The following is a 5,300-nucleotide window of genomic DNA, read 5'->3' as shown; positions in this document are numbered from 1 at the left end:
CCGAGTGTGGTGACAGGTGATCGAGCTGAGACATCGTGCAAACCGACACCCCCAGGGGGCGTTCGGCTTGTCCGAATCCCCCCTGGGCCGCAAAGACGGCGTTGCCGGCTGCGCAGCGCAAAAGCAGATCGTCACCCGAACGGGCGAAGACTAAGCTTCTGAAACGACCATGCGCCCGCGTTGCGCGTTGGCTCGGCACGAGACGACGCTCAACGCATCGGGGCGCAGGGAGAGGCAGGAGCTTAGGCTTCGGGAGCGAAGCGACTAGAGCGGCGGTCTCGCACAAGAGCGTTAGCGAAGGGGCGGGATTTGCCCATCAACCTTTAGTCCGCCCGCAGAAACGCTCTGCGCGGTTGACGGGTCTCTAAATCTAGGTCATGAAGGAGGTGCAAAGGACGCGAAACTTTTGCAAAGCCCCTTCGGAAGCTAGCCCTTTCGAGGGGCTTTTCATTTTCTACAAATCCTTGACGTTTATCATTTCAACTGGTCTATTAACAATAGAGTACATTGTTGGAATAGGTATGACTGATTCACCTGAAGAATGGCCCGAATTGGCGGAAAAGTATCGTGAAAGCGGATCATTGACGAAAGTTGCCGACGTTACTGGAATAGCAGTTTCGACGGTTCGTTGGCGGTTGAAAAAGATGGGTGTCGAACTTAATGCTGCCGGATCGAAAGGGCGGCATAAGACGAATATTCTGACGGGAGAGCAATGTCGCATTGTGCGGCAAGAACTTGGTTTGAGCCAGGCGAAATTAGCGTCGGAAGCGAATTGTGCGCCCAGAACTATTTGCTTGTTTGAGCAAGGCAAGCGCACACCAACGGACGAGACGCAAAGGAAGCTCAAGGAAACATTGGGCCTTTTAGAAGCGGAATCCACCGCGAGCCATTAGACCAATCATCTGAGAAGTGCGCGAGCACGAAGACCCGCGCGGGATTGAGCATGTGATAACATGCGTAAGGGCGGCAGAGCCGCCCTTTGCGTTTCATTCCATGACAGGTTCGTCTTCGTTCGTGTTGGGTTCGAACAGGACCAGCTCACCGTTGAGGGGGAGGGCGTCGAGCTGGATCTTCATGACCGATTTTGCACCCGGCCGATTGTTCGGAAAAGCAACGCCGATCTGGCGGAAACGTGTGTTGCCGTCTTTGCCTTCGACGGGGGTGGTGACTGTGTAGAAGTTGGACATGGTTTTTCTCCTGTGTTTCGATGTGATCTAAAAGGGCCGGGGCTAAAGGATGTGATCAAGAACAATTTTGTTCCGCGAGGAATGCCGCAGGCAGGGGAAAATTGTTCTTGAAGCCCCCACAAGTGGGGGCGGTCACATCCTGACCCGGCCCAGATTACATCTTTAAGAAACACGGGGGAAAAACAGATCCCAATGTCTGCATACAACACCCAGAAGGCAAAGACGGCAACACACGTTTTGACCATACATTGCATCGACGAACTGGGAGGGTGTAAAATCGGTCATGAAGAGGACGATGCTATCGCAGGAGACGGTGAGCTGGTCCTGTTCGAACTTTGACCAACGGTAGAAACGTGGCACTTGAAACGCAAAGGGCGGCTCTGACGCCCGTATCCCGCGCGGGTCTTCGTGCGGCTTTAGAGAAGAAGACGAATTTTGAAATGTGGAAATTAGCGACAGCGTTCCTCCTCGTTGCAATGCCAGCGTTTGGGGAACTGATCAGAAGCGACATTGTTTACATGATTGATGGAGATACGGCCTCGATCGGAGAGGCGCGGGACCGGGTTCGACTGGTCGGCTTTGACACGCCAGAGACCCGGAATGCGCAATGCAGTTACGAGAAAGCCCTTGGCGATGAGGCAACTCGGCGGGCCCGAGAACTCGTCAAAAACGCTGGAGCTGTCGATCTTGTTATGCTCCCAGGACGCGACAAGTATGACCGCGGACTCGGGCGACTTTATGTCGGAGGTAAAGAGTTAGGCACCATACTCATATCAGAGGGACTTGCACGGCCATATGACGGGGGCAAACGACGATCTTGGTGCAAATAGAAAAGAGCAGCCCCGTTACGCGCTTTAGTGTGTAACGGGTTAATAGCTGGTCACAAATGAATGCATCGCATCGAGCCGCAAAGCGGCTTCCGCGCGGATAGCGCCCGTCCTGTGGGGGCAGGGCTTTAGTCCTGGCCCCACAGGCCACCAAGACCGTGATCACCATAAGTGACCGTCTGAGACAAAAACGCCCCGCTCAAGGCGAGGCATTTTCAAAGGTTGCGGGCCATTCAGTGATGCCAAAACTCCCGGCCATATCGTTTGCCCCGGATCAGAATTTCCCCGGCGTCATTGATCGGGATTTCATCGCGCTTGGTTATCTCTCCATCGGCGGCAATGACGTAAACCGTGCAAGATTTGTCGTCATTGGAAAACCACGGGATTCGAAAACACCAATTGCCTGTGCCGCCCTCACGCTCTTGGAAATAGCCGTTCCAGTTGCGGCATTCCCATGCACCACGCCACCACGTTGCACCGTTCTGGCTCTTGTCGATTGTCTTGGGGAACAGATCGCGCATTGTGTCACGCCTCGCCAATGGTCAAACCCGGCAAAATCCCGGATCGAATATAGGGAGAGGGATTGGCGGCAACGGCAATGCATTCCCCTTCCGTGTGGCCGTGATTGAGTGCTTTCCGGCGCATTCCCTCAAGGTTCTCTGGTCTGATTTTTGCGCCCTGCGTGACAGCTACGGCGTAGGTGTAAAGGTGTGTTTCCCAGTGGTACATTGTGCAACCTCTCTCCCGGCGTTTTCAAAGCAGATCGCGCAATCGCGCGGCCAGCTGGTCGATGTCATCCCATGTCGGCGGGTCTAGTCGTCCGTCGTCGGTGGTTGACGTGCTCCAAGCGAATTCGTGTCCATCAAGCTCAGTTGCGGCGATTTCGTCTTGCAAAGCGGTCAACGCGGCGAGAATTGCACGGCCTTCGCGCTCGGTCACAGTCAGGGGAATAAGCGGCATTGTGTCTTTTCCTAAATGGTGGCCGCGTCTCAGGCGCGGCGAATTCTGATGATTTTTGTATGTACGCGGGCTGTGCTGAAGGTCTCAGGCGGCAAAATCTCCAGTTCTTCAGCCTCGGGGTGTTCAAACGTAACCGGAACGAGGGCCACAAGCGTTGCGGGTTCTTCGTGACCGCCACGCCCCAAAAGCGAAAGCGCTGCCGCAATGTGCTTTCGCACCTCCCGAAAAGGCGGGTTCATGACGATACGCGGAAAGAAAACGCGGCCTTGCACCTCTTCGGACCATTCGAGAAAGCACGCATTTACAAGACCTGCGCCGGAAATTCCTTCGATTTTGTATAGGGTTTGAAACAGGCTGTTGTGACGCTCAACGGCGCAAAGCTCGCAAGCGCTGTGGCCGGATGCCAAAAGAGCGCGGATAAGCTGGCCCGTTCCTGCCTCTGGTTCAAGCGTCATAAAGTCACCAACCGGCCCCAAGTATTCGACCATACGCGCAGCGACATCGTCAGGCGTGACGTGGCATTCTGTTGCCCGGTCAACCGCGATGATTTCGGGTGCCTTGATCTCTTCGAGCGGGGAAACCTCCCCGCGCTTTCGCACGGGGATTGTCAGTGGCTTATTCGGACGGCTGTAAATGCTCGGGCGGTTCATTCTGCGGCCTCCCGTGCGTTCTCGTAGTCCCAAAAGCTCGCGGGTGCCTCATGCTGCTTTTGGTCGGTGATCATGATTGCAGCCCATCCGGCCATGTAGCGCGGCCCGTCATGCTTTGGGTTCGGCGCGATCCGCACGCGGAAATTGCCACAAGATGAAAGCCGGGTGCCGCGCTGCTCGCTATAGATTGCGGCATATTCTGCCTTTGTCATTTCGATCTGCGGCAAATCCACTGCCTCGCGGCGGTGTGGGTTAATCACGGAGATTTTGCCGCTCGGCGCTTTGAAATTGAGGATCGGCGGTTTTGCGGGTTTCTTCGCCGGCGGGACGTAACCGCAAGACTGCATCAGGTCGCGCCATTCGTCGCCGGAAAGTTCGAGAGACTTACCGTCGCCGATGTGCAGCGGAAGGGGTGCGTCACACTCGACGGTGAAAAGGTCTTCATCAATCTTTGCCCCCTTCGGCTTGTCTGCGCCATGCTCGCGCACGAACATTTGCAAAATGGTCGGGGTGATTTCGCCGGTGAAGCGCGGCACCTCGCCCAGCATTTCGCGCTCATAGCTCAAGCGGTTGAGCGTGTGCGCGATCCAGCGCGCCCGCTTCGGCCCTTCAATGATCTGGCGGCAACCTTCCATGACTGCGGCCTTTGCTTCGAACGGATCGCACTTGCCGCTCTCAACGTCACTCCACAGGCCATAGCGTGCGAGCGATGCACCATGACCAAGAAATGCGGTGATCTGTTCCGGGGTTTCCACCTTCTCCCAAAGCTCAAGCGCCTTGTGCGCGGCGTTGATTGTGCGCTGCAAATCACGCAACTCAGCCAGAAGGGTTTTTATGCGGCGCGCGCGAACGCTGGGTTTGTTTTTCATGTTGGCATATGCTTCGACACCTTGGGCGCGATAGTTCCAGTAATCAATCTGCCGGTGCGCCTTCACTGCCTTATCCATGGCGTTATGCATGCGTTCTTGCGTCTTGCGTGCCTTCCGCTCACTGTGATGCCCCACAAGGATAGGCTGGCCCATGTCGAAAGCACGGGAAAGCTCGTTGGCGCGGCGATGGTAGGCGCTGGCCTCCATGGCGCGTTTGTCTGCGATAGCGTCCAGCCGGTCAGCCTTCATCTGCGCCCGCTCGGCCAGTGTCATTTCCTCGGGTTCGATCTCGCCCGCCAGTTCCAGCGCCAAGTCTTCGCGGGCAGGGGTCCATTTCGGCGCAACAAAGAGTTCTTGTTTCGGCGCCCATCTGAAACCCGCTTCTTTCACGCGTGCAAAAGTCTCTTTATCGAGGCGCGAGAAGGGGTAAAGACGGATTTTGTTGTCCTCGGGGGAATAGGTGGCGGATGCAATATAGTCGCTCATAATCTACTTTCCTCTTGTGGTGACGGCGGGGGCCTTTTTGGCCTCTCCTTATGCATTAACATTACTGTATTGCGGCGACCTAAACCAATGTTTTATTTGCATTTTTCATGAATTGTTTTCTTGCAATGCTCTTCCCTGTGCGTTTGCTTCGAACCTTGAGCTTGGGAGCACAAACGGGCCGCCGCGCGGCCCAAACAAACACGGACCGCCTGACCCAAAGGGGCAGGGGGTGCAAATCCCAGAGGGGCGCACACATCTCTCCCTCGGCTCGCTTGCCTGTCACCTCTCACTCGGTCGCACGGCCCGCACGGGGCGGTTCGG

At 56.0% G+C, this 5,300-nt stretch carries 7 protein-coding genes; 2 read left to right on the top strand and 5 right to left on the bottom strand.

Features of this window, described 5'->3' with window-relative positions:
- Window positions 1-521: 521 nt before the first annotated feature.
- Window positions 522-893, top strand: a complete 372-nt coding sequence (locus tag LC094_RS21435; RefSeq protein ID WP_226554832.1) for a helix-turn-helix domain-containing protein — start codon at window positions 522-524, stop codon at window positions 891-893.
- A gap of 93 nt (window positions 894-986) precedes the next feature.
- On the opposite strand, the gene LC094_RS21430 is transcribed toward LC094_RS21435, so the two are convergent.
- The gene (locus tag LC094_RS21430) at window positions 987-1,187 is read right to left on the bottom strand and encodes a hypothetical protein (RefSeq protein WP_226554831.1); all 201 of its coding nucleotides are present in this window, start codon (window positions 1,185-1,187) and stop codon (window positions 987-989) included.
- 440 nt (window positions 1,188-1,627) lie between these two features.
- On the opposite strand from LC094_RS21430, the gene LC094_RS21735 reads away from it, so the two are divergent.
- On the top strand, window positions 1,628-2,017 hold the full coding sequence (locus tag LC094_RS21735) for a thermonuclease family protein (RefSeq protein WP_404815069.1): 390 nt from the start codon (window positions 1,628-1,630) through the stop codon (window positions 2,015-2,017).
- 230 nt (window positions 2,018-2,247) lie between these two features.
- Here LC094_RS21735 and LC094_RS21420 read toward each other — a convergent pair whose 3' ends face one another.
- From LC094_RS21420 to LC094_RS21405, 4 genes are all read right to left on the bottom strand, one after another.
- Window positions 2,248-2,535, bottom strand: coding sequence for a hypothetical protein (locus tag LC094_RS21420; RefSeq protein ID WP_226554830.1), 288 nt, complete (start codon window positions 2,533-2,535; stop codon window positions 2,248-2,250).
- A 232-nt stretch (window positions 2,536-2,767) separates the two neighbouring features.
- On the bottom strand, window positions 2,768-2,974 hold the full coding sequence (locus tag LC094_RS21415; protein ID WP_226554829.1) for a hypothetical protein: 207 nt from the start codon (window positions 2,972-2,974) through the stop codon (window positions 2,768-2,770).
- Window positions 2,975-3,003: 29 nt separating this feature from the next.
- Window positions 3,004-3,624 (bottom strand): hypothetical protein, encoded by a 621-nt coding sequence (locus LC094_RS21410; RefSeq protein WP_226554828.1) that lies wholly within the window; start codon window positions 3,622-3,624, stop codon window positions 3,004-3,006.
- On the bottom strand, window positions 3,621-4,979 hold the full coding sequence (locus tag LC094_RS21405; RefSeq protein ID WP_226554827.1) for a DUF3560 domain-containing protein: 1,359 nt from the start codon (window positions 4,977-4,979) through the stop codon (window positions 3,621-3,623). Before LC094_RS21405 ends, LC094_RS21410 begins: the two co-directional genes overlap by 4 nt.
- Window positions 4,980-5,300: the final 321 nt, after the last annotated feature.

This window comes from Celeribacter naphthalenivorans (genome assembly GCF_020524585.1).
In the GTDB taxonomy this organism is placed as follows: Bacteria; Pseudomonadota; Alphaproteobacteria; order Rhodobacterales; family Rhodobacteraceae; genus Celeribacter; species Celeribacter naphthalenivorans.
The sequence above is the reverse complement of the archived record's forward strand: the minus strand, read 5'-3'. Positions and strand labels throughout refer to the sequence as shown.

Coding starts and splice junctions, on each gene's coding strand:
- LC094_RS21405 (WP_226554827.1), bottom strand. CDS start 4,979: ATGAGCGACTATATTGCATCCGCCACCTATTCCCCCGAGGACAACAAA.
- LC094_RS21415 (WP_226554829.1), bottom strand. CDS start 2,974: ATGCCGCTTATTCCCCTGACTGTGACCGAGCGCGAAGGCCGTGCAATT.
- LC094_RS21420 (WP_226554830.1), bottom strand. CDS start 2,535: ATGCGCGATCTGTTCCCCAAGACAATCGACAAGAGCCAGAACGGTGCA.
- LC094_RS21410 (WP_226554828.1), bottom strand. CDS start 3,624: ATGAACCGCCCGAGCATTTACAGCCGTCCGAATAAGCCACTGACAATC.
- LC094_RS21735 (WP_404815069.1), top strand. CDS start 1,628: ATGTGGAAATTAGCGACAGCGTTCCTCCTCGTTGCAATGCCAGCGTTT.
- LC094_RS21435 (WP_226554832.1), top strand. CDS start 522: ATGACTGATTCACCTGAAGAATGGCCCGAATTGGCGGAAAAGTATCGT.
- LC094_RS21430 (WP_226554831.1), bottom strand. CDS start 1,187: ATGTCCAACTTCTACACAGTCACCACCCCCGTCGAAGGCAAAGACGGC.